Source organism: Streptomyces sp. NPDC002125 (genome assembly GCF_053593715.1).
In genome coordinates this window covers 80,906-105,655 of record NZ_JBSFDD010000002.1, presented here as the reverse complement: position 1 = coordinate 105,655, position 24,750 = coordinate 80,906, and the positions used below count along the sequence as shown (strand labels likewise).

Here is a 24,750-nt window from a genome sequence, read left to right as displayed (position 1 = left end):
ACGCAGCCACCGCGATGCTCATTGCCATGACGAGCAAGAAGCTCCCCGAATGGGTACCCGCCTCGGGGCTCCAACTCCACCTGACTGGCATTTACTTCGACGCGATCCGACTGCGCGGCGTCTGCGGCGAGGCGGTGCTGCACCACCTCGCCACGCTCACAGACGGCGATCCGGGGCCCGTCGTGCGGGAGATCGCGGGTGCGCGGTGGACGTACTTCCTGCTGGAACCCGGCGCCAGCCAGGACTTCGACTGGCCGCCCGGCGCGAAGTGCTTCGGCCCGGCTGCCCGCGACCAGTACGTGGGGATTCCGGCTGCCCACGGCAACACGTATCCGCTGAGCTGGCGCTGCGGGCCCCCGCAGGACGGGGACTTCGTGGACGCGGAGCTGCTGTACGGACTGGTGATGGCCCAACTCGCTCCGGAGGCCGCGCACGTGGCCGACGCGTGATTCCTCAGGGAGTGCGCATCAGGTTGCGGAGGCTGGCGACGAGTGCAGGGACATCGCGTTCGACCTCGGCGGGCGTCGCCTCTTCGGCCGACGCGGTCCCGCAGGGGCGGCACAGGCCGTCCGGGAGAGCTCCGGCCGGACCGGGGCGCCCGCATTCGGTGCACTCGACCAGAAGAGCGCGCACGGGAGTGCCGGGCGGGCCCTGGACAGGTGCGGGTGCTGTGGGCAGCTGGGGCGGCATCTTGTCGGTGAGGCGGCGGCGTACCAGGCCGATGGGTGATCCGATGGGCTCGGGCAGTCCGGCGGTGAGCGCCGAGGTCAGGTAGTCGGCGCTCACACCTCGCGCGAACCATGCGGCGGCGAGCGGTTCCAGAGCTGCGCAGTCGGCGGCGGAGAGCGCCAGGCGGGGTTCCCTGCGGCCGAGTTCGGCGAGGGTGAGGTAGGCGGGGGACGGCGCCCCTGCGTCCGGGGTCGGCACGTCCACTGCGGGTCGTTCCACTGTGCGCTGCTGGGGCACGACCACCGGTACGGGTGCCTGCTCCGGGGCGGTGGCCGCCTCGCCTGCGAGCCTGGCGGTCCACCACTCGTTGTCATGGGCGGTACGGGACCAGTAGGTGAGCGTCACCCACCGGCACTGACCGGCGCCTTCCACCCGGCAGCGGACGCGGCGCAGATGCCCGGCCACGGCGAGGGCGCGCAGAGCGGTGCCGATGGCCATCTGGCCGTACAGGGGCAGGTCCTTGGCCAGCGACTTGATGTCCATGGCGGCACCGTCGGGCAGATGGTCGACATACCCGGCGACATAACGCTCCCGCTCGGGTAGGAGGGCGAAGGCGGCTGTATCGGCGGGGCCTTGGGCCGGGACGGTCTGCTTGCCGTAGCCGGTGGGAGCCTTGGTGTACGGGCGCGAGGCTGCGGGGGCGGGCGGGGCGGAGTTAAGGTGCTGGATAGCCACGAGATCGTCTTTCTAGGTGCTCGATCTTGGGTCAGACCCCGGCCGGTGCGGTAAACACCCGTCGGGGTCGTCTCGTTGTGGGCACCGTAAGCAGTCGCGACTCTCCGCTGCAACTCGATCACGATTAGTCATACTTGCTGGCCGTGACGGGGTGGGAGGGAGGGGAGGTTTCCCCAAAAGCCCTTACCTACCCCCCGGATGAACAACACCGCTCGAACCCCGGCCCTCGCGACTCGGCCCTCGAATCCCGAAGCTCAAGCGTCGGCCCGCAGGAGTCCCCGGACCCCCTGAACGAGTGACAGGGCCGCACCCGGCGCTCGACCCCCGAGACTCGGGACCCGAGCGTCGGGGTCACCGCCCGCCCCCGCCGAGCGTCTACTTCGGGGTGAGATCGGGAGTCTCGGGCAGCCCTGCGTTGTCCTCGCAGCCGAGTTCCTTCACCACGGAGAGAGCCCCGGTGTGAAGGATCTCCAGATTGGCGTCACGGGTCTCGGGCGTGTCCGGGGCATCACTCTCCCCCACCGTGAAGCCCCCGTAGATGCGCAGCGGCTGCGCCTCCGAGCCCTTGAGCTGCGGGCTGACGCACTCGAGGTAGAGCGAGGCTCCGGTGGCCCGCGCCTCGGACCTCTTGCCCATCGTGTAGGACACCGTGCCGGGGGCGGTCCTCAGGTCCTTCACGTCCTGCGGGGCGTACATGGAGAACTTGAGCGCCGCTCCGTCGCCGGCTCCGCCGCCCTTCGGGCTGAGTTCACACAGGTCCGCCCCCGTGGCCCAGCTACGCCCGGACTCGTATCCGTCCGTCAGCGCCTCGACGACCTTGTCCCGGCCGCCGGTGCCACTGGCAAAGAACTCCGAGTCCGTCGTGACCGCTTCGACCTTCTTCGCCAAGGACGCGTCGAACAGGCCGCCGCAGACCTTGTCGGCCCCCACGAAGGTCTCATCGCCGCCCTTGCCCTCCGCGTCCGAGCCGCAGGCCGCCAGGCCCGCTCCTGCGGCCACGACCAGGCCGACGACGGCCGCCAGGCGCCCTGCCCGTGCCAGTCCCACGCTCTTCATCCCTCCACCGGTTTCCATGTTCTCGTCAGCCCGTTTCCGGATCCTGGCCCTGCTGGTTCTCCCGCTCGTTACCGGTCGAATAGCCGTTCCTCATGGACTCCTTCATGTCCTGACGGAACTCCTTGTCCTCCTTCGAGTCCCCGGTGTGGCGGCCGAGGAAGTCCTCCATGGGCGCTTCGGCCGTGGACTCGCCGGCCCGATAGATCTTGTTCCATTCCTCCCTGGTCAGCTCCTCGGCCTTCTCCTTGCTCTCGTCGACCGACTTGTCCGAGAGGTCACCGATGAACTGCCCCGCGAGCTGCTCCAGCCCACCGCTGGCCGTGTCGGTGGCCAGGGGGATGAGCACGGCCGCCGTCCCGACCGCCGCGGTGGCCGGCAGGAAGGCGACGCCCGCGGCGATGCCCGCCGCCGCGCCGAACTCGACCCATCCGGAGCGCTTGGCGACAGCCTTCTCGTAATCCTCGTGGCTCTTCATGTTGTCGGCCTGGACCTGGTCGGCCCGGGACTGGTCGAGCATGCCCTGGACCTCCGCACCGACGTGCACAGCGTTTCGGGCGCTGCCCTTGTCGATCACCCCGTTGGAGTCGACCTGGTTCTCCAGCACACTCCGCGTGTACACCTCTTCCGCGGCCGAGACCGTCGCGTAGGCGTCCGGGTGCTGACCGAGGGCGCTGAGGAAGCCACGAGTGATGCTCCTGCCCTCCGTGTCATCCTCGAAGTCGATGTGCCCCTCCGAGTTTTTCGGGGCGAACACACTGTCCGGGTCGCCCTTGTCCAAGGCCCAGTTGATGTCGTCGATGTAGCCGGCGCCCATGGTGCCCAGGCTGTCGGACATCGCCTCCTGCTGCTTGAGCAGGCCGGCGTCCGCCCCGTACTTCTCCATGACCTGCTGCATGACCGCGGCGTTGTCGTCGTCCCGCACCACACCGGCGTCCGGGTGCCCGGCCGGGTAGCCGAGTGTGGCCGCCTCCAGGGCGTGGCCCAGAGCGTCGGGCATGTGGTTGAGGGAGCCCTTGAGCTCGTCCTCGTCGAGAGAGTTGACGTCTCCGAACGACTCCCACTTCTCGTTGCCGAAGAAGTCGAGGTAGTTCTCGATCGGCGTGTCGCCGTTCTTGCCGAGGTCCGCCGTGGCGCCCTTGTTGACCGTGCCGTCCTCGTTGTACGCGGTCGGCGGGTCATTGAAGAAGTGCTTGGCCGCGTCCGGGCTGTTGCCGAGCGCCTCCAGCATGGCGGTGGTCGGGTCGTATCCCGCACCGTTGACGCCGGACGGGTTGAACGGGTTCTTGAACGGGCTGTTCACCACCTTGTTGTCGGCGAACATGTACGGGTCCTTCTGGTGCAGCTGCGCCACGTGCTCGGCGATCGGGTTGAGGAACGACTTGTCGTAGTTCCCGTACCGCATGATCCCGCCGAGCAGCTGGTAGCCGTACGGCCCGTTGTAGTCGTGCTTGGCGAGCGGGATACGTTCCGTACCCATCTTGCGGAGCTCGGGGCCCCACTTCTCGCTGAAGTCCTTGTCGTGGGAAGCGGTCGCCAGGTTGAGGCCCAGGTTCTTCTGGAGGTCCTGGACGTCCTTGAGGCGTTCCTTGTCGACCTTGCCGTAGTTGTACGTGTCCGTGGAGAGCTGCCCGAAGAACGCGAGCGACTTTTCCGGGCCGAGCTTCTCGTAGAAGTTCTTCGAGAACTCCACCGACTTGCTGTTGTCGTGCAACAGCTCGTTGAGTGCCTGGAGCTCGGTGTGCGTGATGTCGCGGCCCTTGGCGGCCAGAGTGGCGGCCCGTGCGGCCTCCTCCTGGTCCATCTTCGTGTACTTCGGGGCGCTGAAGTCCTTGCCCTCGGTCACGTTGGCCTCAAGGGTGAGCTTGAAGGTCTCGTCCGTGTCGTTGCAGGTCTCGACGATGTTGTCGATCTTCTTCTGCCAGGACGCGATGTTCGCCTTCTGCTGGCGTGCGAGCTCCGGATAGTCGGGGTCGTGAGCGCGCTGCGAGGCCGGGATGTCCTCCACGGGGTGGCGCGCGGTGACCTTGCCCTTGGCGTCGATGTGCATACCGGCCGCCGGTCCCTCGTGGTCCCGGATATTGACGAGGTCGTCCTTGGCCTTCTTGATGGCCGTGTGGGCTTCCTCGAGAATCGCCTTGACGCCCTTCGCCTCGGCCGCGGCGTCCTTGAACTCCTTGGCCGTCTTGGCTATGAACCCCTTGGTGACCCCGGCGTTCGCGCCTTCCCACTCGGCCTTGTCCGCCTTGGCCTTCATGCCGTCGTTGGCGTCGTCGGCCAGCCGATCGAGCTTGGTGACCATCTCCGACCAGTCGTCGGCCGCCGACTTCAGCTTGGCTACGGGAGCATCGACGATGTCTTCGAACTTCAGCATGCGGATTCCCCCGGGCCTTACTTCAGATAGTCGTTGAGCTTGGACACCGAGATGAGATCGCCACCGATCTGCACGTCGTCCTTGGAGTGCGCGGACTTCGTGTAATTGAGGTGGTTGGAGATCTGCGCACAGGCGTCGAGCAGCGTCTTCATGTGCGTCTGCCAGCGGTCGTGAACCTTCATCAGCGCGGAGCCACTGCTGAAGTTCCCGTTGGTGAGTGCGATCGCCGCGTCGAAGGTCGTCGGACGGGCGTGGTCACCGTCCTTCGACAACCGGGTACGCACCTCGTAGGCGTCGTGTCCGATGGCCCCCAGGTTGTCCTGGTTGACCGCCAGATCGGCGTTCGCGGGGCCGCCGCTACTGCCGCCCTCGGCAGGGACGCTGTTGAGCCGCATATCGACCCGCTGCGTCGATTCCGCCCGAAGAGCCGCCCATTCAGCGTCGAACGTCACGAATTCCCCCATGGTCGTTTCCCGTGGCCCGCCGGAAGCCACCGCTACGGTTCCGGCGACGCACACGCTAGCTGTTCGGTTTCAGGTCGCACACGCGGGGCGGCGGGTGATCCGCCCCGGCCGCGCCCGCCCGGCCTCAGGCGCCGGGGCCCTGCGGCGGGCCACCGTAGGGCCCGTTGGAGCCCTGCGGCGGGCCGTAGGCGGGGCGGTGGGGCGGCTGAGGCTGCTGGGGCGGCTGGTACGCGTACGGGGCGGCCGTGGGAGCCGCCGGGGGCGCCGTGCGACGGCGGGAGCGGATGATCGCCGCCACCGCTCCGATGACGACCACCGCGCCGACGCCCAGGCCGATCCAGAGCGCGGCGTTGCCGCCCTCGTCGTCGGCGGCCGGGGCTGCGGCGGCCGGCTCGTCGCCCGTCTCCGCGCCGCCGGCCGCCTTGGACGGCTCGGCGGAGGGAGCCGGCGAGGCGGCTGCGGCGAGGTCGGGGAGCGGGTACTCGTCGGCGGGGCCGGGGTCGCCGGGGGTCGTCAGGGCGATACGGGGCCGGACGATGCCGTACCCGATGTCGTCGGCCCGCTCCTCCCCGGTCGTCGGCCCGCCCGCCGTGTTCAGGAGGACGCGGAGGACCTGGTTGTTGGTCCAGTCGGGGTGCTTGGACCAGATGAGGGCGGCGGAGGCGGAGGCGAGGGCGGTGGCGTCACTGGTTCCGTGGGACTCGCAGAACCCGGTCTCCCCGCCACAGGCATGAATCATCTCCTCCCCCGGCGCGGTGAGGTCCACCTGCGGGCCGTACTGGGATTCGTCGGTCCTCTGGAGGTCCTGGCCAACAGCCCCCACACCGACCACTCCTGGCGTACCTGCCGGGTACTCGACCAGGTTGGAGCCGTCGCCGCTGTTTCCGGTGGAGGCGAAGATCAGGGCGCCTTTGGTCAGCGCATATTCGACAGCCTCGTTCAGATTCTGCGATCCGGTTGTCACGCCCAGCGAGACGTTGATGACTTTGGCATCGTGGTCTACGGCGTACTTGATGGCCTTCGGAAGGTTCTCGTTGAACCGCTTGTCCCCAGCGGCCTGGTTCGCGGCCCCGCCTGCCTTGGGCATCCGGATCGGGAGGATCTTGGCACCCGGCGCCAGACCGAAGGCACCGTTCCCTCCGAGAGCTTGGCCGGTCCCGGAGATGAGACCGGCCATGCCCGTACCATGCCCGCTGTAGTCCTCAAGCTCGTCGCCCGGAAGATCCTTCTCCAGGTTCAGACCCTCCAGGACACGTCCAGCAAGGTCAGGATTGGTTGCGTCCACACCTGAGTCGATCACCGCAACGGTGACTCCCTCGCCGGTGCTCGTCTTCCACATCTCTTCCGCCTTCATGGCGTCGAGATGCCACTGCTCGGAGCGGGCCGAGTCCGCGAAGGCAGGCGTCGAAGCACCGACTGCGAGCAGAAGCCCCAGCACGACGGGGACCACACTTCGACGGGAACTGCCCGTGGTGCTGTTGGTACGCATCCGAATCCTTCTTCGTCTCTACGGCTCAGTCGATGACTGGCGGGACGACGCGGCGACCGCCCTGCTGCCAGGTTTCTTCGTCCTCGACCAAGTAGTCCGGACGCTCGCCGCCCTCGCGACGCGAGTCCTCTGGCCGCTGAGGATTGATCCCCGCGCGCCCCAGCGCACCGGTGCCACGGCCGTTCTCTCCCGCTGTACCCCGGACCAGGCCGGTGCCCCCAGGAGTGAAGGGGCGGCCAACAGAGCGTCCCTGCTGGGGGCGCCCACCAACCATCCCACCGGTCTCGCCGGCCAGCCGCCGCCCACCGACAATGCCGTTCTGGCCACCCGAACCCCCGAGGCCCCCACCGTGCGCCATCGGAGCACGGCCGCCATGGGTGCCTTCGCCGCCGATGACATTGCCACGGGGAAGTCCTCCCAGCGGTCGGCCGGTGGACTGAGCCACAGGGCGGCCCCCGACGATGCTGGCGTCACGGGCAGGCCTGCCTGCGAGATTGTTCCCGAGGTTCGGCCCGCCGGCAGTGGGCGGACGCACCATACTCACAGGCTTGCCACCACTCGTGTTCGGCGGCAGCACGGGCCCCCCGCCAACAACGGGTCCCGTGAGTGGAGGCAAGGCATCGACCTTTCCTCCGGCAGGGGCAGTGGGGGCAACCGGCGTGACGGACGGCGTGTCAGGGAGCGTCGCCGTTCCGGCGATCTCCATGTCCACAGGCCGCGTGGCAGAAGCCACGGGCACACTGAGTGGGTCCGATGTGCCACGCGAAGCCGCGCCCACGGTCCCTGGAACGTCAATGCCGCCCCCGGTGGTGCTTGTCGACGCGGACGTGGCACCGGTCGACGCAGCCGGGCCGAACTCGCGGCTGGCGCTCACGTTGCGCGCCTCTTCCTCACGCTCCGGAACAATCGCCCCCGGCGGCGGCGGAAACACCGGCTTCTCCAGGCCGTCCATCTGCGACGCCGAGAACGCGTACGACTGCGCCAGCCTCCGCATCTGCGCCGCCGCCTCCTGGCGGTTCGACTCCTTCGCGGCGAGCAGCGTCTCCAGGGACTTCTTCTCGACGGCCGACGCGTCCGGGTCGTTCCGCGCCGCCCGCGCCGCCTCCAGGTTCGCCTCGGCGCCCGCGTCCGTGCGCGGGATGGCGACCTGGGCGGAGGCCAGTGCGTCCGAGGCCTGGGCCAGCCACTTCGACGCGCCCTCGCTGTAGTCGCCCAGGCGCAGCGTCGCGTTGGCCAGGTCGGCGCTCCAGGTACGGAAGGCGTCGGCGCCCTCGCCCTTCCACTCGACCATCTGGGGGCGGACCTTCAGGTCCTCCGCGATCTTGCGGATCTCCGTGGCCGCGCTCACCAGGCGGTCCGACGCACCCTGGATCGCCCCGCTGTTGGCCTTGTCCAGCCATGCCAGCATCGTCTCGTGGGACATGCCGTCGAAGGGCGTCCCCTGCCCTGATTCCTTGTGGTCCATCCCAGCCCCCGTCTATCCCCGCGCCGTGCCAGTGATCGTCCCCGCCATCAGATCGTCCCGGTGCTCGGCTCCGGCGCAGGCGTGGGCGGCGTCGTGTCCCCGTGCTGCTTCGCCGGCTGCGTCGGGTCGTACTCACCGCCGTAGTGCTTCTTCGCCTCGTCCGAGATCGCGAGCATGCGGCGGCGGATGTCGATGTCCAGGTTCTCGTAGCCGTTGTGCGACGCGAGGACCGCGATGCTCATGCCCTCTATGGAGTCCGACAGCAGCTTGGAGAGCGACTCCAGCTCCGTGATCACGGACTGGTAGGACGTGAACAGGCTGGCGGCCTCGGCCCATTGGCTGTCGCCGCCACCGAACTGGGCGCGGACCATGGGGTCTTCGCCCAGCTTCTTGGGGCCCGCCGGCGACGTCTTGAGGTCGTCCAGTATCTCGTCGATACGGTTGCGGAACTTGGTGAACGACGTCAGCTCGGTGGCCAGTTCGACGGCGGCACCCGCCGTGGCGACTCCCAGGACCGGGATCGCTCCCAGCGCAGCTCCGACCCCATCACTCGGCAGCACAGCACCCTCCCCGTATCCGGCCGGCCACGACTTCAGGGATCACTGTAGTCAGCACCGGTGACAGCCCGCACCCCCGGGTTGCAGGTGCAACGTGAATCACACGTCATGACTTCGCGACGGCCACCGCTGCCTGCGGGCGGATCGGGAGACGGTTGACCGGGCGGCCGGTCGCCGCGCGGACCGCCGAGGCCACCGCAGCCGGGGAGGTCACCACCGGGACCGCCGACGCGGCCTTGGCCCCGAAGGGGGCGACGACGTCCCGTTCCTCGATCAGTTTGACGATGCGAATGTCCGGAGCGTCCAGGGAGGTCGGAAGTGCGTACCCCGTCAGGTCCGGGTGCCGGATCAGACCGCGGGCCGTGCGGAGGTTCTCCGTGAGGGCCGCGCCGATGCCCTGCGTGACGCCCGCCTCGATGCGGGTCGCCAGCTGGGACGGGTTCAGGACCCGGCCGACGTCCTGGGCGACGGCCATCTCGACCACACGGACCGAGCCGAGCTCGATGTCGACGTCCACCACCGCGCGGACCGCGCAGAAGGCGAGGCCGACGAAGGCGTCGCCCTGACCGGACTCGTCCAGGGGCTCCGTGGGGTGCGGGCGGCACTGGGCGGTGGCCCAGAGTTCCTTGCCGTCCATCGCCTCCGTGACCGTCGTGGACAGCACACCGTCGTACGAGGTGATCTTGCCGTCCGCGATCTGGAGGAGCTCCGTGGACATGCCGAACTTGTGCGCCAGGGGCTGGAGGAGCTGTGTGCGGACCATCTTGGCCGCGCGTTCGATCGCTCCGCCCGAGACCCAGGTGTGGCGGCCGTGCGTCGCCGGGCCCGCCGGGGGCTGGTCGGTGTCGACCGCGGCGACGTGGACCTCTTCGACGCCCAGGGTCTCCTGGACGATCTGCCGGGCGAGCGTGGTGAAGCCCTGACCGGTCTCGACGGCCGCGCAGATGACGGTGGCGACACCGTCGTGGACCCGGACCGTGGCCGTGGAGACCTCGTCCGCGCCCTCGGCGCCGAGCATGTGCACCATGCCGACGGCGTAGCCGACACCACGGCGTACGGCGCCGGGCTCGCCCGCGCCCTCCGGGCCGCCCGGGAGCAGCCAGTCGTCCTCGGGGGCGTCCTTGGGGAGCGCGGGCAGCGGGAATTCGCTGAGCTCGCGGAGGAGTTCGGCGACCGGGGCCGGGCAGGTCACGGTCTGGCTGGTGGGCAGGATGTCGCCGGTGGAGAGGGCGTTGCGGAGCCGGAGCTCGACCGGGTCGATGCCCAGCTTCGCCGCCAGCTTGTCCATCTGGCCCTCGTACGCCGCGCAGACCTGCATCGCGCCCTCGCCGCGGACATGGCCGGAGGGCGGGTTGTTCGTACGGACCGCCCAGCCCTCGATGAAGGCGTGCGGGACGACGTACGGGCCGCAGGCGAAGGCCACAGCGGCGGCCAGCGACTCGGACGAGGAGTCGGCGTACGCCCCCGCGTCGAGGAGGATCTGGGCCTCGACCTTGACCAGCCGTCCCTCGGCGTCCGCGTGGTGGCGGTAGCGCAGCAGGGTCGGGTGGCGGTGGGCGTGGCCGAGGAAGGACTCCTCGCGGGTGGCGGCGAGCTTCACCGGGCAGCCGGTGCGCAGGGCGAGCAGGCCCAGCGGGATCTGGAATCCGGGGTCCTCCCGGTCGCCGGTCGCCCCGGGGACGCCGGTCACGACGACCTTGACCCGCTCGGGGTCCAGGCCGAAGCAGGCGGCGGCCAGATCGCGGTCGGTGTGCGGGTCGGTGGAGGCCGTGTAGAGCTCGACGCCGCCGTCGGGGCGGGGCACGGCGAGGCCGGCCTCGGCGCCGATCGGGGCGGGGTCCTGGCGGCCGATGCGGTACAGCCCCTCGACGATGACCTCGCCCACGGTGTCCGGGTCGCCGTAGCGCAGCGGGATGTGGCGGATGAGGTTGCCGTCGGGGTGCAGGGGCTCCGCGGCGAAGGCCTTCTCGGGGTCGGTGACCGGTTCGAGGACCTCGTACTCGACGGTGATCGCGGCGGCGGCCAGCCGGGCGGTGTCGGGGTGGTCCGCGGCGACGGCGGCGATGGCCTCGCCGTGGTGGCGCACGAGGTCGGACGCGAACACCGGGCGGTCGACGACCCGGCGGCCGTACGCGCCGTCCCCGGGGATGTCCTCGTGCGTGACGACCGCGCGCACGCCCGGCATCCCGGTCGCACCCGAGGTGTCGATCGACAGGATGCGCGCGTGCGGGTGCGGGGAACGCAGCACCGCGGCCCACAGCAGTCCCTCGGCCCACAGGTCGGCCGCGTAGGGGAACGTGCCCTCGGTCTTGGCGCGGGCGTCGGCGGGCGGCAGCGAGGTGCCCAGGCCGAGCGCGGGCGCCTCCTGGTCCGGCTCGGTGCCCTCGGGCTGCGGGTTGGTGCGCGGGGTGCTGGTCGCGGTGGCTGCGTCGCTGGTCACGCCGCCTCCTTGTCGTTCGCTCCGCTGCGGCGGCGGCTGTTGGCGGGGGTGACCGGTCGTGCGGGAGACGGCGCGGTGCTCACCGGACGTCTCCCTCGTGTGCCTGGACGCTGCCCGCTCCGGGCGCGGCCTGGTGCGGGATGCGCGGTTCGGGCTCCTCCGGCGCGGTGGCCGCAGCCTCCGCCGCCGCCTCGGCGGTCGCCTCCCGGCCGGCGACGACCTCGCGTACGGCGTCGAGCACGCCCCGGTAGCCGGAACACCGGCAGAGGTTCCCGCAGAGCGCCTGGCGCGTCTCCAGCTCGCTGGGGGCGTGGTTGCCCTCCAGGAGGTCGTGGACGGTCATGGCCATCCCCGGGATGCAAAAGCCGCACTGGACGGCCCCGCACTCGGCCAGCGCCCGCTGGACGTCGGAGGGTTCGCCGTCCACCGCGAGGCCCTCGACGGTACGGACCTCGCTGCCCGCCGTCGTGGCCGCGGGGACCAGGCAGGAGGCCACGAGGCGGCCGTCGACCTGGACGTTGCAGGCGCCGCACTCACCCTGGGAGCAGCCGTCCTTTGCCCCGGCGAGGCCGAGGCGCTCGCGGAGCACGTACAGCAGGGACTCGCCGATCCAGGCGTCGCTGACGGGGCGGTCGGCACCGTTCACATGGAGGACGTACGAGGCCGAGGGGTGCTGGCTGGGTACGTCCACGGGAGCGACGGCCCCGGGGTCGCCCAAGGGCTCGGGAGCGGGCTCGGCCTCGGGCTCGGGAGCCGCCTCGGCGTGTGCGGCCTCGGGGGCCTGCTCTGCGGCGGGTCCGGCCGCCTCGGTGGCGGACGCGTCCTCGGGTGCGGGGCCTTCGGCGGACGGTGCCTCCGTCGGCTCGGCGGCCTCCGGGGCCTCCTGGACGTCCAGGGGCTCAGGGGCCTCATGGGCCTGCGGTGCATCAGCGGCAGCAGGGGCCTCGGGCGCCCCGGGGGCCTCCACGGCCTCCGGGTGCGCCGGGGTCTCCGGGTGTCCGGGCAGGGAGTCGTCCGCCGAAGCCTCGAAGCCGGAGGACACCGGGGTGTCGAAGCCGGAGGCCTCCGGAGCCTCGAAGCCGGACGGCTCCGGAGCCTCGAAGCCGGAGGACTCCGAGGGCTCGAAGCCGACGGGCTCGGGGGCGGGCTCCGGGGCCTGCGTCGCCCACGGTGCGGGCGCGCCGCCCGGCAGCGTGGCGGGGGCGGAGTCGGCGTACCAGGGGGAGGCCAGCGCCGAGGCGGCGAACTCGCCCGATTCCTCGGGGAGGTCGCCGTCCGCCACCGGGATCGTCCACTGACCGGTGTGCCCGGCGGGCTCGGGGACCGGCTCGGGCTCGGGCTCGGCCTGGGGCAGCGCCTCGGTGAAGTTCCACTGGGCCGTGGCCGACGAGGTCGGGCCGTACTGGGAGGTGTCCGGGTACGGCTGCTGGTACGGCTCGGGCTGCTGGTTCGGGTCGGGCCAGTGCACCGCGTCCGGAACGGGCTCCGCGCTCGTGGAGTGGCCGGCCGCGCGCTCCTGCTGGCTCTGGGTCTGCAGGACCCAGCTGCCCGTCACCGCGGGGTCGAGGCCCGCCGCCGGGGTCAGCGGCAGGATCATCGGCGGTACGTACCCCTGGCCGGGCGCGGCCAGCGGGTCGTTCCCGAGGTTGGCGAGGTCCTCCGGGGGCAGGTGGACGAAGGCGGTCGCCTCGGCGTCGTACTCACCGCCCTGCGGGGTCGGCTGCCAGCCCGCGTACGGGTCGGGCTGCCCGTGCTGCTGCTCGGGGTTCTCTTCATTGCTCACGACAGTGCCCTCCCCAGTGCGCGTCGGGCGAGCGCGGCGACCGTGCGCCGCAGGTGCAGGACTGCGGGCGACAGCGGAGGTGCCTCTCCCCCGTCGTCCGGTGGTGCCTGGTCCGGGATGCAGGCAGCCGCGACGTACTCGCCGAAGGCGGCCAGCGCGTCGGGGGCCAGGCCCCGTTCGCCGTCCCAGTCGATCAGGGAGGCGATCCAGCGTTCGGCCTCCAGGGGCCGCAGGGGCATCGGTGCGATCGCGCCCACCGCGCAGCGCACCCCGCGCCGGGCCGGGTCCAGGACGATAGCGACGGAGGCGGTGGCGCGACCGGGTCCGGTGCGCCCGGTCGCCTTCAGGAAGACCTGGGGGGCGTGCAGCAGCGGCACCCGGACGAAGCCGATCAGCTCGGCGGGTTCGAGCATCTCGCGCCCGGCCAGCAGGTGCGAGACGGGCATCTCGCGGCGCGCGCCGCCGGGGCCCGCGATGACGAGCTCGGCCTCCAGGGCGGCCAGCACCGGCAGGGCGTCGCCGGTCGGCGCGGCGGAGGCGATGTTGCCGCCGAGCGTCCCGGCGTTACGGATCTGGGGCGGGCCCGCGGCACGCGCGGACGCGGCGAGCGCGGGGATGAGGGCGGCGAAGTCGGGCCGTCCCATGCGCGCGTGGGTGAGACCGGCGCCGAGCAGGGCGTGGCCGTCCTGGTAGTGCCAGCCGCGCAGCTCGCTGATCCGGCTCAGGCCGACCAGTCCCGAGGGCCGCAGGAGGCCCTTGTTGACGGCCGCCATGAGGTCCGTGCCGCCGGCCACGGGAACGGCGGCGGGCATGGCGCCGAGAGCCGCCACGGCCTCGTCGAGCGAGGCCGGCAGCGTTACCGACCGCATCGCCTGCGGTGCGTGCGTGGTCAACCCAGCTGCCCCTTCCCGGTGTCCCGGCAGTCCCGCCTGTCCGCCGTACGGTACGTGCTCACGGCCGGGACGTGGCAACTCTGGCACATCTTCCGGGCGCTGCGACGCGAGGGTCCGCGAAGGGTGTTTCCGTCCCCGACCAGGGGAAAAGTCAGCTTTGCCAGAGCTTCGGCCCGGCGCACGAAATGCCACTCTTCAGCGAGTTCGTACGACTTATTCTCTTCCCCCGGTCCGGGCGTGGGACGGAGGTCACAGGACCGGGGGCGGTCCCTCGATCGGGCGACCCTGGACGCCCGGCCGCCGTTGCCACGGATGCGGTCCCGCCGGCGGACGGTAGTCCACCCCGAGGGCGTCGAGCCGGGCGTAGTGCGAAGTCATCCGCCGTTCGAAATCGGCGAAGTCCCGCTCGCCGGACGCCGGGAGGCGGGACCAGGCGACCTCGGCGAAGGCGGCGAGCCTCGGGAAGACCTGGTAGTCGACGCGGGCCCTGTTCTGCATGACCTCGGTCCAGACGTTGGCCTGGGTGCCCATGACGTGCCGGGCCGCCTCCTCCGAGAGGCCCGGGGGCAGGGGCTCGAAGCGGTAGACGTCCTCCAGGGTGCGGACGTACCCGATGGGCATCGGCTCGTCGGGGCCCCCGTCCTGGCGGTAGTCCAGGTACACCTGTTGCAGGGGGCACATCACGACGTCGTGCCCGGCCTCGGCGGCGGCGATCCCGCCCGCGTACCCCCGCCAGGACGTCACGGCCGCGCCCTCCGCGAGGCCGCCCTCCAGGATCTCGTCCCAGCCGATGAGGCGGCGCCCCCGGCCGGTGAGCCAGCGGTCGAAGTGCCGGATGAACCAGGACTGGAGCTCGTCCTCGTCGGCCAGGCCGAGTTCGGCCATGCGGGCCTGTGCCGACGGCGACGCCTTCCACTGGTCCTTGGGGCATTCGTCGCCCCCGATATGGATGAACGGCGACACGTCGGCGGGGAAGAGGTCGAGCAGTTCCTCGAAGACCCCTTCGAAGAAGCGCAGGGTGTTGTCAGTGGGGGCGAGTACGTTCGGGTTGACCCCCCAGGTGTCCCACACGGAAAGCGCGGAGGTGTCGATGACATCGGTGTTGCCCAGCTCCGGATACGCGCTGATGGCTGCCTGCGAGTGGCCCGGGATGTCGATTTCGGGGACGACGCGGATATGCCGCTCGGCGGCGTACGCCACGATTTCGCGGATGTCGTCCTGGGTGTAGAAACCGCCGTGCGGTGTCTCGTCCCACAGTTCCGAGGCGCGGTGGCCGTATTTGGTGCGTGCGCGCCAGGCTCCCGCCTCCGTGAGCCGGGGGTGGCGCTTGATCTCGACGCGCCATCCCTGGTCGTCGGTGAGGTGGAAATGGAAGACGTTCAGTTTGTGGGCCGCCAGCAGATCGAGCATGCGCAGCACATCGTCCTTGGGCATGAAGTGCCGTGCCACGTCGAGCATCAGCCCGCGCCAGCCGAAGCGGGGGCCGTCCTCGATCTCGGTGTACGGGACGCCCCGCTGCGTGCCGGGGCTGACGGGCGCGCGGCGGAATGCCTCGGGGCCCAGGAGCTGACGCAGGGTCTGCGCGCCCCAGAACACCCCGGCCGCGCTCCCTCCGGTGATGCGCACGCCCCAAGTGGGCGACACGCCCAGCCGGTATCCCTCAGGTTCCAGGGAGGGATCGACGCGCAGCTCGACGGTGTTCCCGTCCTCGCCCGTCCCGGGGGCGAGCGGCAGCCCGAAGGCGGCCTGGAGGGTGGTGCGCAGCCAGCGCTCCGTGCCCTCGGTGCCGGGGCCTGCGGTGAGCGTGGTGGCGGCGTCCAGGACGAACCCGCACCGTCCGGGGGCACCGGTGTGCAGGGGTGCCGGAATCAGTTCGTGCATGTCAGTCCTTAACCGCTCCGCCGAGCCCGGAGACCAGGCGCCGCTGTACGAGGACGAAGAAGACCAGTACGGGGATGGTCATCACGGTCGAGGCCGCCATGATCCCTCCCCAGTCGTTCTCGTCGGGTTTGAAGAAGACCAGCAGCGCCATGGGAAGCGTCGACTGGGAGGTGTCGCTGATGATGAACGATTTCGCGAACAGGAAGTCGTTCCAGGTCGAGATGAAGGAGAAGACACTCGTCGCCACGAGGCCGGGGAAGACCAGCGGGAAGAGGATCTGCCAGAGGAAGCGGGTGCGGCTCGCCCCGTCGATGTAGGCGGCCTCCTCCAGCGCGTCCGGGACGGCCTTCACGAAGCCGCGCAGCATCCAGATCGCGAAAGGCAGCGAGAAGGCGAGGTGCGGCAGGATCAGCGATCCCAGGGTGTTCAGCTGGCCGAAGTCCCGCATCAGGAAGAACAGCGGGATGGTCAGCGCCTCGACCGGCACCATCTGTGCCACGAGAAACATGATGAGCAGGGTCGAGCGGAACTTGAAGCGGAATCGGGTGACGGCCGTCGCGGCGAGGAAGGCGATCAGCGCGGAGGCGATGACGACGGTGCCGGCGACGATCAGGCTGTTGAGGAAGTAGCGGCCGAATTCCTGCTGTTCGAAGACTCTGCGGAACGAGTCGAGGGAGGGAGCCAGGGTCCAGGGGCGCGGCTCGGTGGACTGGATCTCCCCCGCGGGCTTGAAGGCGGAGAGCACCATCCAGTAGAGCGGGAAGGCGACGACGACGGCGATGAGCAGGGCCGCGGCCTCCGCCGCCAGCCGTCCCGGCCTGCGGACGCGCAGAAGCGTGCGTGCGCTCACAGTTCCTCCCCCTGGCGCCGTACGAGGCGCAGATAGACCAGCGTGACGGCGAGCAGGATCACCAGCATCACGACGCCGATCGCCGACCCGAGGCTGTACTGCGAGGAGGCGAACGCCTTCTGGTACGCGTACACGTTGAGCACCAGGTTCTGGCCGGCGATGCCGCCGCCGTTGGTCATGACGTAGATCTGGGTGAAGACCTTGAAGTCCCAGATGACCGACTGGATGGTGACGACGACCAGGATCGGCCGCAGCATCGGGGCCATGGCCGAGCGCCAGATCCGCCACTGCGAGGCGCCGTCCAGCGAGGCCGCCTCCAGTACCTCTGCGGGGATGGCCCGGATGCCCGCGTACACGGTCACCATCACGAACGGGAACGAGCACCAGAGCACTTCGAGGAGCACCAGGGCGAAGGCGCTGTAGCGCCCGTACGTCCAGGAGAAGTCGCCGAGCCCCAGCACCTTGTTGACCGGGCCGAAGTCCGGGTCGAAGAGGAAGACCCAGACGGTGGAGCCGGTGATCGCCGGGGTCGCCCAGGCTCCCAGCGCGGCCAGCATGAGCGCGAGCCGGGGCAGGGCGCGGATCCTGGTCAGCAGGACGGCCAGGGCGCAGCCGGTGAACAGGGTGGTGACCACGCAGGCCGCGGCGAAGAGCACGGTGGCCAGCAGCACCTGCCAGAACTGGCTGTCGCCGAAGAGCGTGGCGTAGTTGCGAAAGCCCTGGAAGGTGGTCGGTTCGCCGCCGCTGACCTGCGCCTGGGTGTACTCCAGGAAGGAGATCAGGCCCAGCTGGTAGATCGGGTAGACGAGGAGTCCGCCGAGCAGGGCGAGCGCGGGCAGCAGATAGAGCCAGGGGGTCCAGCCGGAGCGCCGCGCGGGTGATGCCGGGCGGCGCCGGGGCGCGCGGGCGGTCGTCCCGCTCGCCCCGGGCCTTTCGGGGGCCTTGTGGAGTGTGGTGTCCGCGGTCATCGTCAGCCCGCTTCGGCGAACGCCGCGTCCATCTTCTTCGCCGCGTCGTCCGAGGCGGCGTCCACGTCCTTACGGCCGCTGACGATCTCCTGGAACATGGTCGGCAGGACCAGGGAGGCGTCGATCTGGCCCCAGGCCGGGGAGGCGGGGACGAACTTGGCGCCCGCGCCGAGCGATTCGACGAAGGGGCCGACGAAGGGCTCCTTCTCCGCCGCGGTGTCCAGCACGTCCGTGTAGGTCGGCAGGAAGCCCATCGCGTCGAACATCTTCGCCTGCGTCTTCTTGCCGGCGAGCGACTTCATCAGGTCGACGGCGAGGGTGCGGTGCGCACTGCTCTTGAGCACACCGATGTTGTTGCCGCCCGCGAACGCCGGAGCGATCGAGCCCTCGTCCACGCCGGGCAGCGGCACGACGGCGTACTTGCCCTTCACGGCGCCCGCCTCGACGGCGGCGTGGCTGAAGTCGCCGCCGATCGCCATGGCCGCCTTGCCGGACGCGAAGGCGGTGACGGTCGCGTTGCCGCCCATGGACGCGCACTTGGCGGCCGGGCAGTTGTCGTCCCCGAAGAGCGAGGTGTAGGCCTCGATGCCCTCGCGGGCCTTCCCGCTGTTGATGGCGGACTTGTAGGTCACCCCGGTCTCCTCGGCCAGTTCGCCGCCGCGCGCCCAGATGAAGGGCATCGCGCCGTAGGTGTAGGCGCCGCCGACCGCGAGACCGTAGAGGTCCGGCTTCTCCTTGTGGATCTTCCTGGCGGTGGAGATCAGTTCGTCCTGGGTCTTCGGGGGCTCGATGCCGAGCTCGTCGAAGACGTCGGTCCGGTAGTAGAGCGCCCGTACGCCGACGAAGAACGGTGCCCCGTACACCTGGCCGCCGACCGTCACGGACTGCTTCGCGGTCGGGTCGGTGTCCTTGGCCTCGTCCCAGGCGGAGAACTCCTTGCTGACGTCGGCGAGTCCGCCGTCCTTCACATAGCCCGCGGTGTCGGTGTTGCCGTACTCGATCAGGTCGGGGGCGCTCTTCGGGTCGTTGAAGGCGGCCTTGATGCGCTGGGCGCGGGTGTCGACGGGTATGTACTCGACCTCCACCTCGGCGCCCTCGTGGGCCTTCTCGAAGTCGGCGACCGCGGCGTCGACGACCTTCTCCTTGGGCTTGTTGCCGACCTCCTGGAAGAGCCAGACGCGGAGGGTGCCTGTCTTCTCGTCGCCCTCCGCACTCGTGTCGGAGGTCCCCGGCGCGCAGGCGGTGGCGGTGAGGCCCGCCAGCACAAGAGCCGCGGCCGGGGCGGCGATTCGGGCAGAAAGCTTCATCCGGAACCCCTACCGGTCATTCGTTGCATTCCCTGCAACGGGCGTTTCGTTCTGCACAACTGGCAGGAGACTAGGGGCGTGTCAGGGAGCTGACAAGTGGTCTCAACCACTCTGTGACCACGCGGTGCAGCCCGTGCAACGCGTCCTTCCCGCCCGCCGCGCACCCGGATGCCCCCGGGCATGCGAACGGCCCCCGGGGTACGCGTCGCCGCGCACCCCGGGGGCCGGGGTCAGGTCCTGAAAGGGGATGAAGGGATAAGAGGCCCGCGGGCTACTTCTTGCCGCCGTCCTTGCCGCCCTTGCCCTTGTCCTTGTCGCCACCGGCGCCCATGGACTCGTAGATCTCCTTGCACATGGGACAGACCGGGTACTTCTTGGGGTCGCGCCCCGGGACCCAGACCTTGCCGCACAGTGCCACCACGGGAGTGCCCTCCAGGGCGCTCGCCATGATCTTGTCCTTCTGGACGTAATGGGCGTAGCGCTCGTGGTCACCGTCGCCGTTCGACACCTGCGGCGTCGGCTCTACGAGGGTCCCCGTACCTGCCCCGCGCTCGGGCTCAAGAGTGCTCATAACTGCCAAGCGTACTGAAAGCTCCGGGCATCAGTTCAGCGAAGGGTCGTCCGGATACGTCGCGATCATCGCCAGTTCGCTGCGCTGGCGGCGCAGAACCGCCCGCCAGAGGTGCTCGGGGCGCGGCGAGGAGACGTCGCCCGGCTCCGACTCGACGACGTACCAGGCGCCGTCCGTGAGCTCCGCCTCCAGCTGGCCGGGCCCCCAGCCCGCGTACCCGGCGAAGATCCGCAGCGAGCCGAGCGCCGCGGCGAGCAGCTCCGGCGGCGCCTCCAGGTCCACCAGACCGATCGCCCCGTGCACCCTGCGCCACCCCAGGGGACCCTCGTCGCCGGGGATCACGGCCACGCCCAGCGCGGAGTCGAGCGAGACGGGGCCGCCCTGGAAGACGACGCCGGGCTCACCGGTCAGGCCGGCCCAGGACGCCAGGATGTCCCCGACGCCGACCGGGGTCGGGCGGTTCAGGACCACACCGAGCGAGCCCTCCTCGTCGTGGTCGAGGAGCAGCACCACCGCGCGGTCGAAATTCGGGTCCGCGAGGGCGGGCGCGGCCACGAGCAGCCGCCCTGTGAGCGAGGACACCTCCGTCATGGCACAGATGATCCCGCATCTTCGCCCTCCGCGGGGACCAAGTGACGCGCCCGGTCCCGTCCGTCGCCTCCGCGCAGCTCAGGGCGCACGAACCCCGCACGGAGACACAGGGAGCGCACGGCCGGCGGGCGCCGGGAGGGACCGTACGGACGGTGACCCTCCGCACAGCACGGGGAGCAGAACGTGTTGTGGCGAATTCATGACGTTCGTACGGACCCCGGCTCCTTACGGAAGGGGGGTGGAAGCCCATTACCCTTTTGATGGCCCCCTGCCCGACCACTCCGGAACGCGAGATACATGACCGGCACAGACGATGTCCTGCTTGTCCACGGCGGCACCCCGCTGGAGGGCGAGATCCGCGTCCGAGGCGCCAAGAACCTGGTGCCGAAGGCAATGGTCGCCGCACTGCTCGGCAGCGGGCCCAGCCGGCTCCGCAACGTGCCCGACATCCGCGATGTGCGGGTGGTCCGGGGGCTGCTGCAGCTGCACGGCGTGACCGTCCGCCCCGGTGACGAGCCGGGCGAACTCATCCTCGACCCCTCGCACGTCGAGAGCGCGAACGTCGCCGACATCGATGCCCACGCGGGCTCGTCGCGCATCCCGATCCTCTTCTGCGGTCCGCTGCTGCACCGCCTCGGCCACGCCTTCATCCCGGGCCTCGGCGGCTGCGACATCGGCGGACGGCCGATCGACTTCCACTTCGAGGTGCTCCGCCAGTTCGGCGCGACCATCGAGAAGCGGGCCGACGGCCAGTACCTGGAGGCCCCGCAGCGGCTGCGGGGCACGAAGATCCGGCTGCCGTACCCGTCGGTGGGCTCCACCGAGCAGGTGCTGCTGACCGCCGTCCTCGCCGAGGGCGTCACCGAGCTGTCCAACGCGGCCGTCGAGCCGGAGATCGAGGACCTCATCTGCGTACTGCAGAAGATGGGCGCGATCATCTCCATGGACACCGACCGGACCATCCGGATCACCGGTGTCGACAAGCTCGACGGTTACACCCACCGGGCGATCCCGGACCGCCTGGAGGCGGCCTCCTGGGCGTCGGCGGCGCTGGCGACCGAGGGCAACATCTACGTCCGCGGCGCCCAGCAGCGCTCGATGATGACCTTCCTCAACACCTTCCGCCGTGTCGGCGGCGCCTTCGAGATCGACGACGAGGGCATCCGCTTCTGGCACCCGGGCGGCGCGCTGAACGCCATCGCCCTGGAGACCGACGTGCACCCCGGTTTCCAGACCGACTGGCAGCAGCCCCTCGTGGTGGCGCTGACGCAGGCCGCCGGCCTCTCGATCGTCCACGAGACGGTCTACGAGTCCCGGCTCGGCTTCACCTCGGCGCTCAACCAGATGGGTGCGCACATCCAGCTCTACCGCGAGTGCCTCGGGGGCTCCGACTGCCGGTTCGGGCAGCGGAACTTCCTGCACTCCGCGGTCGTGTCCGGCCCCACGAAGCTCCAGGGCGCGGATCTGGTCATCCCCGACCTGCGCGGCGGGTTCTCGTACCTGATCGCCGCGCTGGCGGCCCAGGGCACGTCCCGGGTGCACGGCATCGACCTGATCAACCGCGGCTACGAGAACTTCATGGACAAGCTGGAGAAGCTCGGCGCCAAGGTCGAGCTGCCGGGCGGCTCACTCGTCTGACGCACCGCCCGACGCGCTCCGGCGCGCGCACAGTGCTGCCGCACACAGCATTGCGCGACCCCGCACCACAGTCCGCCGCCCCGGCCCCCCGCGAGGGACCGGGGCGGCGGTTTTCCCTCCTCCCGGCTCCCCCACGGGCGCCCGGCGATCCGCTCTGATCGCGGTGCCGGGACCGGCGTGAGCGCCGCCCGGATCAGGGTCCGAGGATCGGTGGGGGCGCCGCTCTGATCAGGGCCCGGGGACCGGCGGGCTCCGCCCGCTATCCGTGTCGCGCCGCCCGGTACCGCTCAGGCGCCGCAGAACGCCCGTACAGCGCCTAACACGCCCGGCTGCCCACTCCGAGTCCGCCCCGGGGTGCCGGGACGCCGCAGCCCGCCTCACAGCGCCCGCACGGGCGGCATATGCGGGCGGGTCGGCGCCGGGCGGGGTTCCGGGTACGCCGAAGGGCGGCCGCCCCGGTCAGGACGGCCGCCCTTCTTGATGCCTTGGGGGCCTTACTTGCCCTTGGCGGCTTCCTTGAGCTTGGAGCCCGCGGAGACCTTCACGCTGTAGCCGGCCGGGATGTTGATCGGGTCGCCGGTCTGCGGGTTACGAGCGGTGCGAGCGGCACGGTGGGTGCGCTCGAAGGTCAGGAAGCCGGGGATGGTGACCTTCTCGTCGCCCTTGGCGACGATCTCGCCGACGGTCTCGGCGAGGGCGGCCAGAACGGCGTCGGCGTCCTTGCGGGTCACCTCGGCACGGTCGGCCAGGGCGGCCACCAGCTCACTGCGGTTCATGTTTGTACTCCCGTGTTCTTCTTGCCTGTGAGGCGTGAGATCGAAGCCGATGCTGCCAGGGCCCTCTGACAGTCCCCGGACCCGGGTCTGATGTCAGACCCTCGCGCCCGAATACGCATCCTGCCCCCACCTGCGGCGCTAACGCCAATCCGGAACCCCTCGGCGCCGTACGAAAAGCACCACCGGGTGGCCGTGATGACGTTCCGTCGACTTGTTGGAGCGGTCCGCAGCGGATGCCGGGCCTGTGGGGCTCGCTGCCCGCCCACCCTAAAGGGGCGTTTGGGACGCCGCGACCCGCGACGCGCCGTACGGCGCACCGGGACGTGAGGTACGGCACCGTCCGCGGGGGCCGCGATCGGCCCCCGCGGACGGCCCCGGACAGGGCCGTCCGGATGAAATCCCCTTACGCGGGGTCCGCCGCCGCCTCGGCGACGCCGGCCGCCTTGGCGGCCTCGCGGACCGCACCGGCGACGGCGCCCGCGACCTTGTCGTTGAAGACGGACGGGATGATGTAGTTCGCGTTCACCTCGTCCTCGGCGACCACGCCGGCGAGGGCGCGCGCCGCGGCGAGCATCATCTCCGTGTTGACGGTGCGGGACTGAGCGTCCAGCAGACCGCGGAAGACGCCCGGGAAGACCAGGACGTTGTTGATCTGGTTCGGGAAGTCGGAGCGGCCGGTGGCGACAACTGCCGCCGTCTCACGGGCGATTGCCGGGTCCACCTCGGGGTCCGGATTCGCGAGCGCGAACACGATGGCGCCCTCGGCCATGGCCGCGACGTCGGAGCCGTCCAGGACGTTGGGGGCCGAGACGCCGATGAAGACGTCGGAGCCGACGACGGCCTCCTTGAGGGTGCCGGTGACGCCCTCGGGGTTGGTGTTGTCGGCGATCCAGCGCAGCGGCGAGTCCGGGGTGGCGTCCACCAGGTCCTCGCGGCCCGCGTGCACCACACCGTGGATGTCGGCGACGACCGTGTGCTTGACGCCCGCGGCGATGAGCAGCTTCAGGATGGCCGTGCCGGCCGCGCCCGCTCCGGACATGACGACCCGTACGTCGCCGATCGCCTTGCCGACCACGCGCAGCGCGTTGGTCAGCGCGGCCAGGACGACGATGGCGGTGCCGTGCTGGTCGTCGTGGAAGACGGGGATGTCCAGGGCCTCGCGCAGCCGCGCCTCGATCTCGAAGCAGCGGGGGGCGGAGATGTCCTCCAGGTTGATGCCCGCGAAGCCCGGGGCGATCGCCTTGACGATGGACACGATCTCGTCGGTGTCCTGCGTGTCCAGGCAGATCGGCCAGGCGTCGATGCCCGCGAAACGCTTGAACAGGGCCGCCTTGCCCTCCATCACGGGGAGCGAGGCCATCGGGCCGATGTTGCCGAGGCCGAGCACCGCGGAGCCGTCCGTGACGACCGCGACGGAGTTCCGCTTGATGGTCAGACGGCGGGCGTCCTCGGGGTTCTCGGCGATCGCCATGCAGACCCGGGCCACACCCGGGGTGTAGATCATCGAGAGGTCGTCACGGCTGCGGATGGGGTGCTTGGACGCCATCTCGATCTTGCCGCCGAGGTGCATCAGGAACGTACGGTCGGAGACCTTGCCCAGCACGACGCCGTCGATGTCGCGCAGACCTTCGACGATCTCGTCCGCGTGCGAGGTGGAGGATGCCGCGATGGTGACGTCGATCCGCAGCTTCTCGTGGCCGGAAGCGGTCACGTCGAGGCCGGTGACCGAGCCTCCGGAGGACTCCACGGCCGTGGTGAGCTGGGAGACCGCTGTGCCGCTCGCGGGCACCTCCAGCCTGACCGTCATCGAGTACGAGACGCTGGGCGCCGTTGCCATGGCCGAGTCCTTCGCTTTCCTGAGCTTCGTTGCCGCACGCGAACGGGGCTCAGCCCCGCACGTGCGTTCCGATCGTCGCACCTACCGACCAGTAGCAGGTAATGACTGCCACCTTTCGGAAACTTTTTTCCACCATACGAGAAGTAGCCGTCCTGCGTAACCCCGGACGGCCCCCCGATCGGCGCGGGTGGCCCCCCGATCGGCCGGGAGCGCGGGACGGCACGGCGCGTAAACAGAAACAGACCCGCGCCACCATCAGGTGACGCGGGTCTGTCTTCTTCAGTCAGGTGACACCGGCCCGCCATGCTCGCCTCGCGGCAAGTGGTCGCTCGTAGCGACGAAGGTTGGGCCCGGGGGCTTGGATCGAGCCGGTGCCGACACCAGGCTAACAAACACCCCGGAGAAGTGA

At 70.5% G+C, this 24,750-nt stretch carries 20 protein-coding genes; 2 read left to right on the top strand and 18 right to left on the bottom strand.

Going from position 1 to position 24,750, the window contains the following annotated elements; genetic code table 11:
- The first annotated feature begins 26 nt into the window (after positions 1-26).
- Positions 27-449 carry a hypothetical protein gene (locus ACWCQM_RS03550; RefSeq protein ID WP_450913700.1) on the top strand — a complete coding sequence of 141 codons (423 nt, stop codon included), beginning with the start codon at positions 27-29 and terminating at the stop codon, positions 447-449.
- Positions 450-453: 4 nt separating this feature from the next.
- Here ACWCQM_RS03550 and ACWCQM_RS03545 read toward each other — a convergent pair whose 3' ends face one another.
- From ACWCQM_RS03545 to ACWCQM_RS03470, 16 genes are all read right to left on the bottom strand, one after another.
- Entirely contained in the window at positions 454-1,404 is a 951-nt protein-coding gene (locus ACWCQM_RS03545; protein WP_450913699.1) for a MarR family transcriptional regulator, read from the bottom strand.
- Between the two features lie 375 nt (positions 1,405-1,779).
- Positions 1,780-2,460, bottom strand: a complete 681-nt coding sequence (locus ACWCQM_RS03540; RefSeq protein WP_450913698.1) for a hypothetical protein — start codon at positions 2,458-2,460, stop codon at positions 1,780-1,782.
- A 25-nt stretch (positions 2,461-2,485) separates the two neighbouring features.
- On the bottom strand, positions 2,486-4,831 hold the full coding sequence (locus tag ACWCQM_RS03535; protein ID WP_450913697.1) for a hypothetical protein: 2,346 nt from the start codon (positions 4,829-4,831) through the stop codon (positions 2,486-2,488).
- Positions 4,832-4,848: 17 nt separating this feature from the next.
- Positions 4,849-5,283, bottom strand: coding sequence for a hypothetical protein (locus ACWCQM_RS03530; RefSeq protein WP_450913696.1), 435 nt, complete (start codon positions 5,281-5,283; stop codon positions 4,849-4,851).
- A gap of 136 nt (positions 5,284-5,419) precedes the next feature.
- Positions 5,420-6,784, bottom strand: a complete 1,365-nt coding sequence (gene mycP / locus ACWCQM_RS03525) for a type VII secretion-associated serine protease mycosin (RefSeq protein ID WP_450913695.1) — start codon at positions 6,782-6,784, stop codon at positions 5,420-5,422.
- Between the two features lie 25 nt (positions 6,785-6,809).
- Complete coding sequence (locus tag ACWCQM_RS03520; RefSeq protein ID WP_450913694.1) at positions 6,810-8,249, bottom strand: WXG100 family type VII secretion target; 1,440 nt, start codon at positions 8,247-8,249, stop codon at positions 6,810-6,812.
- Between the two features lie 47 nt (positions 8,250-8,296).
- Entirely contained in the window at positions 8,297-8,809 is a 513-nt protein-coding gene (locus ACWCQM_RS03515; RefSeq protein WP_450913693.1) for a hypothetical protein, read from the bottom strand.
- A gap of 103 nt (positions 8,810-8,912) precedes the next feature.
- Positions 8,913-11,246 carry a xanthine dehydrogenase family protein molybdopterin-binding subunit gene (locus ACWCQM_RS03510; RefSeq protein WP_450913692.1) on the bottom strand — a complete coding sequence of 778 codons (2,334 nt, stop codon included), beginning with the start codon at positions 11,244-11,246 and terminating at the stop codon, positions 8,913-8,915.
- 79 nt (positions 11,247-11,325) lie between these two features.
- Positions 11,326-13,029 (bottom strand): 2Fe-2S iron-sulfur cluster-binding protein, encoded by a 1,704-nt coding sequence (locus ACWCQM_RS03505; RefSeq protein ID WP_450913691.1) that lies wholly within the window; start codon positions 13,027-13,029, stop codon positions 11,326-11,328.
- On the bottom strand, positions 13,026-13,922 hold the full coding sequence (locus ACWCQM_RS03500; protein ID WP_267075394.1) for an FAD binding domain-containing protein: 897 nt from the start codon (positions 13,920-13,922) through the stop codon (positions 13,026-13,028). The genes ACWCQM_RS03505 and ACWCQM_RS03500 overlap by 4 nt, the downstream gene beginning before the upstream one ends.
- 249 nt (positions 13,923-14,171) lie before the next feature.
- A complete protein-coding gene (locus tag ACWCQM_RS03495; RefSeq protein WP_450913690.1) occupies positions 14,172-15,803 on the bottom strand; it encodes a beta-N-acetylhexosaminidase in 1,632 nt (543 codons plus the stop codon).
- A gap of 1 nt (position 15,804) precedes the next feature.
- Positions 15,805-16,653: a carbohydrate ABC transporter permease gene (locus tag ACWCQM_RS03490; protein ID WP_450913689.1), complete on the bottom strand. Its 849-nt coding sequence runs from the start codon at positions 16,651-16,653 to the stop codon at positions 15,805-15,807.
- Positions 16,650-17,621 carry a carbohydrate ABC transporter permease gene (locus ACWCQM_RS03485; protein WP_450913688.1) on the bottom strand — a complete coding sequence of 324 codons (972 nt, stop codon included), beginning with the start codon at positions 17,619-17,621 and terminating at the stop codon, positions 16,650-16,652. Before ACWCQM_RS03485 ends, ACWCQM_RS03490 begins: the two co-directional genes overlap by 4 nt.
- A gap of 2 nt (positions 17,622-17,623) precedes the next feature.
- Positions 17,624-18,928, bottom strand: a complete 1,305-nt coding sequence (locus ACWCQM_RS03480) for an extracellular solute-binding protein (protein ID WP_450913687.1) — start codon at positions 18,926-18,928, stop codon at positions 17,624-17,626.
- Between the two features lie 271 nt (positions 18,929-19,199).
- Positions 19,200-19,499, bottom strand: a complete 300-nt coding sequence (locus ACWCQM_RS03475) for a DUF3039 domain-containing protein (RefSeq protein WP_267075389.1) — start codon at positions 19,497-19,499, stop codon at positions 19,200-19,202.
- A gap of 30 nt (positions 19,500-19,529) precedes the next feature.
- Positions 19,530-20,090 carry a YqgE/AlgH family protein gene (locus ACWCQM_RS03470; protein WP_450913686.1) on the bottom strand — a complete coding sequence of 187 codons (561 nt, stop codon included), beginning with the start codon at positions 20,088-20,090 and terminating at the stop codon, positions 19,530-19,532.
- Positions 20,091-20,387: 297 nt separating this feature from the next.
- On the opposite strand from ACWCQM_RS03470, the gene murA reads away from it, so the two are divergent.
- A complete protein-coding gene (gene murA / locus ACWCQM_RS03465; protein WP_015608864.1) occupies positions 20,388-21,728 on the top strand; it encodes a UDP-N-acetylglucosamine 1-carboxyvinyltransferase in 1,341 nt (446 codons plus the stop codon).
- A 494-nt stretch (positions 21,729-22,222) separates the two neighbouring features.
- Here murA and ACWCQM_RS03460 read toward each other — a convergent pair whose 3' ends face one another.
- Together ACWCQM_RS03460 and ACWCQM_RS03455 are read right to left on the bottom strand one after the other, a co-directional pair.
- Positions 22,223-22,504, bottom strand: coding sequence for an HU family DNA-binding protein (locus ACWCQM_RS03460; RefSeq protein ID WP_003968811.1), 282 nt, complete (start codon positions 22,502-22,504; stop codon positions 22,223-22,225).
- A gap of 403 nt (positions 22,505-22,907) precedes the next feature.
- Positions 22,908-24,341, bottom strand: a complete 1,434-nt coding sequence (locus ACWCQM_RS03455) for an NAD-dependent malic enzyme (RefSeq protein WP_267075387.1) — start codon at positions 24,339-24,341, stop codon at positions 22,908-22,910.
- Between the last annotated feature and the right edge of the window lie 409 nt (positions 24,342-24,750).

Bases quoted from the DNA above. Each gene is read 5' to 3' on its own strand.
- ACWCQM_RS03550 (WP_450913700.1), top strand. From the start codon at position 27: ATGACGAGCAAGAAGCTCCCCGAATGGGTACCCGCCTCGGGGCTCCAA.
- ACWCQM_RS03540 (WP_450913698.1), bottom strand. From the start codon at position 2,460: ATGAAGAGCGTGGGACTGGCACGGGCAGGGCGCCTGGCGGCCGTCGTC.
- ACWCQM_RS03535 (WP_450913697.1), bottom strand. From the start codon at position 4,831: ATGCTGAAGTTCGAAGACATCGTCGATGCTCCCGTAGCCAAGCTGAAG.
- mycP (WP_450913695.1), bottom strand. From the start codon at position 6,784: ATGCGTACCAACAGCACCACGGGCAGTTCCCGTCGAAGTGTGGTCCCC.
- ACWCQM_RS03520 (WP_450913694.1), bottom strand. From the start codon at position 8,249: ATGGACCACAAGGAATCAGGGCAGGGGACGCCCTTCGACGGCATGTCC.
- ACWCQM_RS03495 (WP_450913690.1), bottom strand. From the start codon at position 15,803: ATGCACGAACTGATTCCGGCACCCCTGCACACCGGTGCCCCCGGACGG.
- ACWCQM_RS03485 (WP_450913688.1), bottom strand. From the start codon at position 17,621: ATGACCGCGGACACCACACTCCACAAGGCCCCCGAAAGGCCCGGGGCG.
- ACWCQM_RS03480 (WP_450913687.1), bottom strand. From the start codon at position 18,928: ATGAAGCTTTCTGCCCGAATCGCCGCCCCGGCCGCGGCTCTTGTGCTG.
- ACWCQM_RS03475 (WP_267075389.1), bottom strand. From the start codon at position 19,499: ATGAGCACTCTTGAGCCCGAGCGCGGGGCAGGTACGGGGACCCTCGTA.
- ACWCQM_RS03470 (WP_450913686.1), bottom strand. From the start codon at position 20,090: ATGACGGAGGTGTCCTCGCTCACAGGGCGGCTGCTCGTGGCCGCGCCC.
- murA (WP_015608864.1), top strand. From the start codon at position 20,388: ATGACCGGCACAGACGATGTCCTGCTTGTCCACGGCGGCACCCCGCTG.
- ACWCQM_RS03460 (WP_003968811.1), bottom strand. From the start codon at position 22,504: ATGAACCGCAGTGAGCTGGTGGCCGCCCTGGCCGACCGTGCCGAGGTG.
- ACWCQM_RS03455 (WP_267075387.1), bottom strand. From the start codon at position 24,341: ATGGCAACGGCGCCCAGCGTCTCGTACTCGATGACGGTCAGGCTGGAG.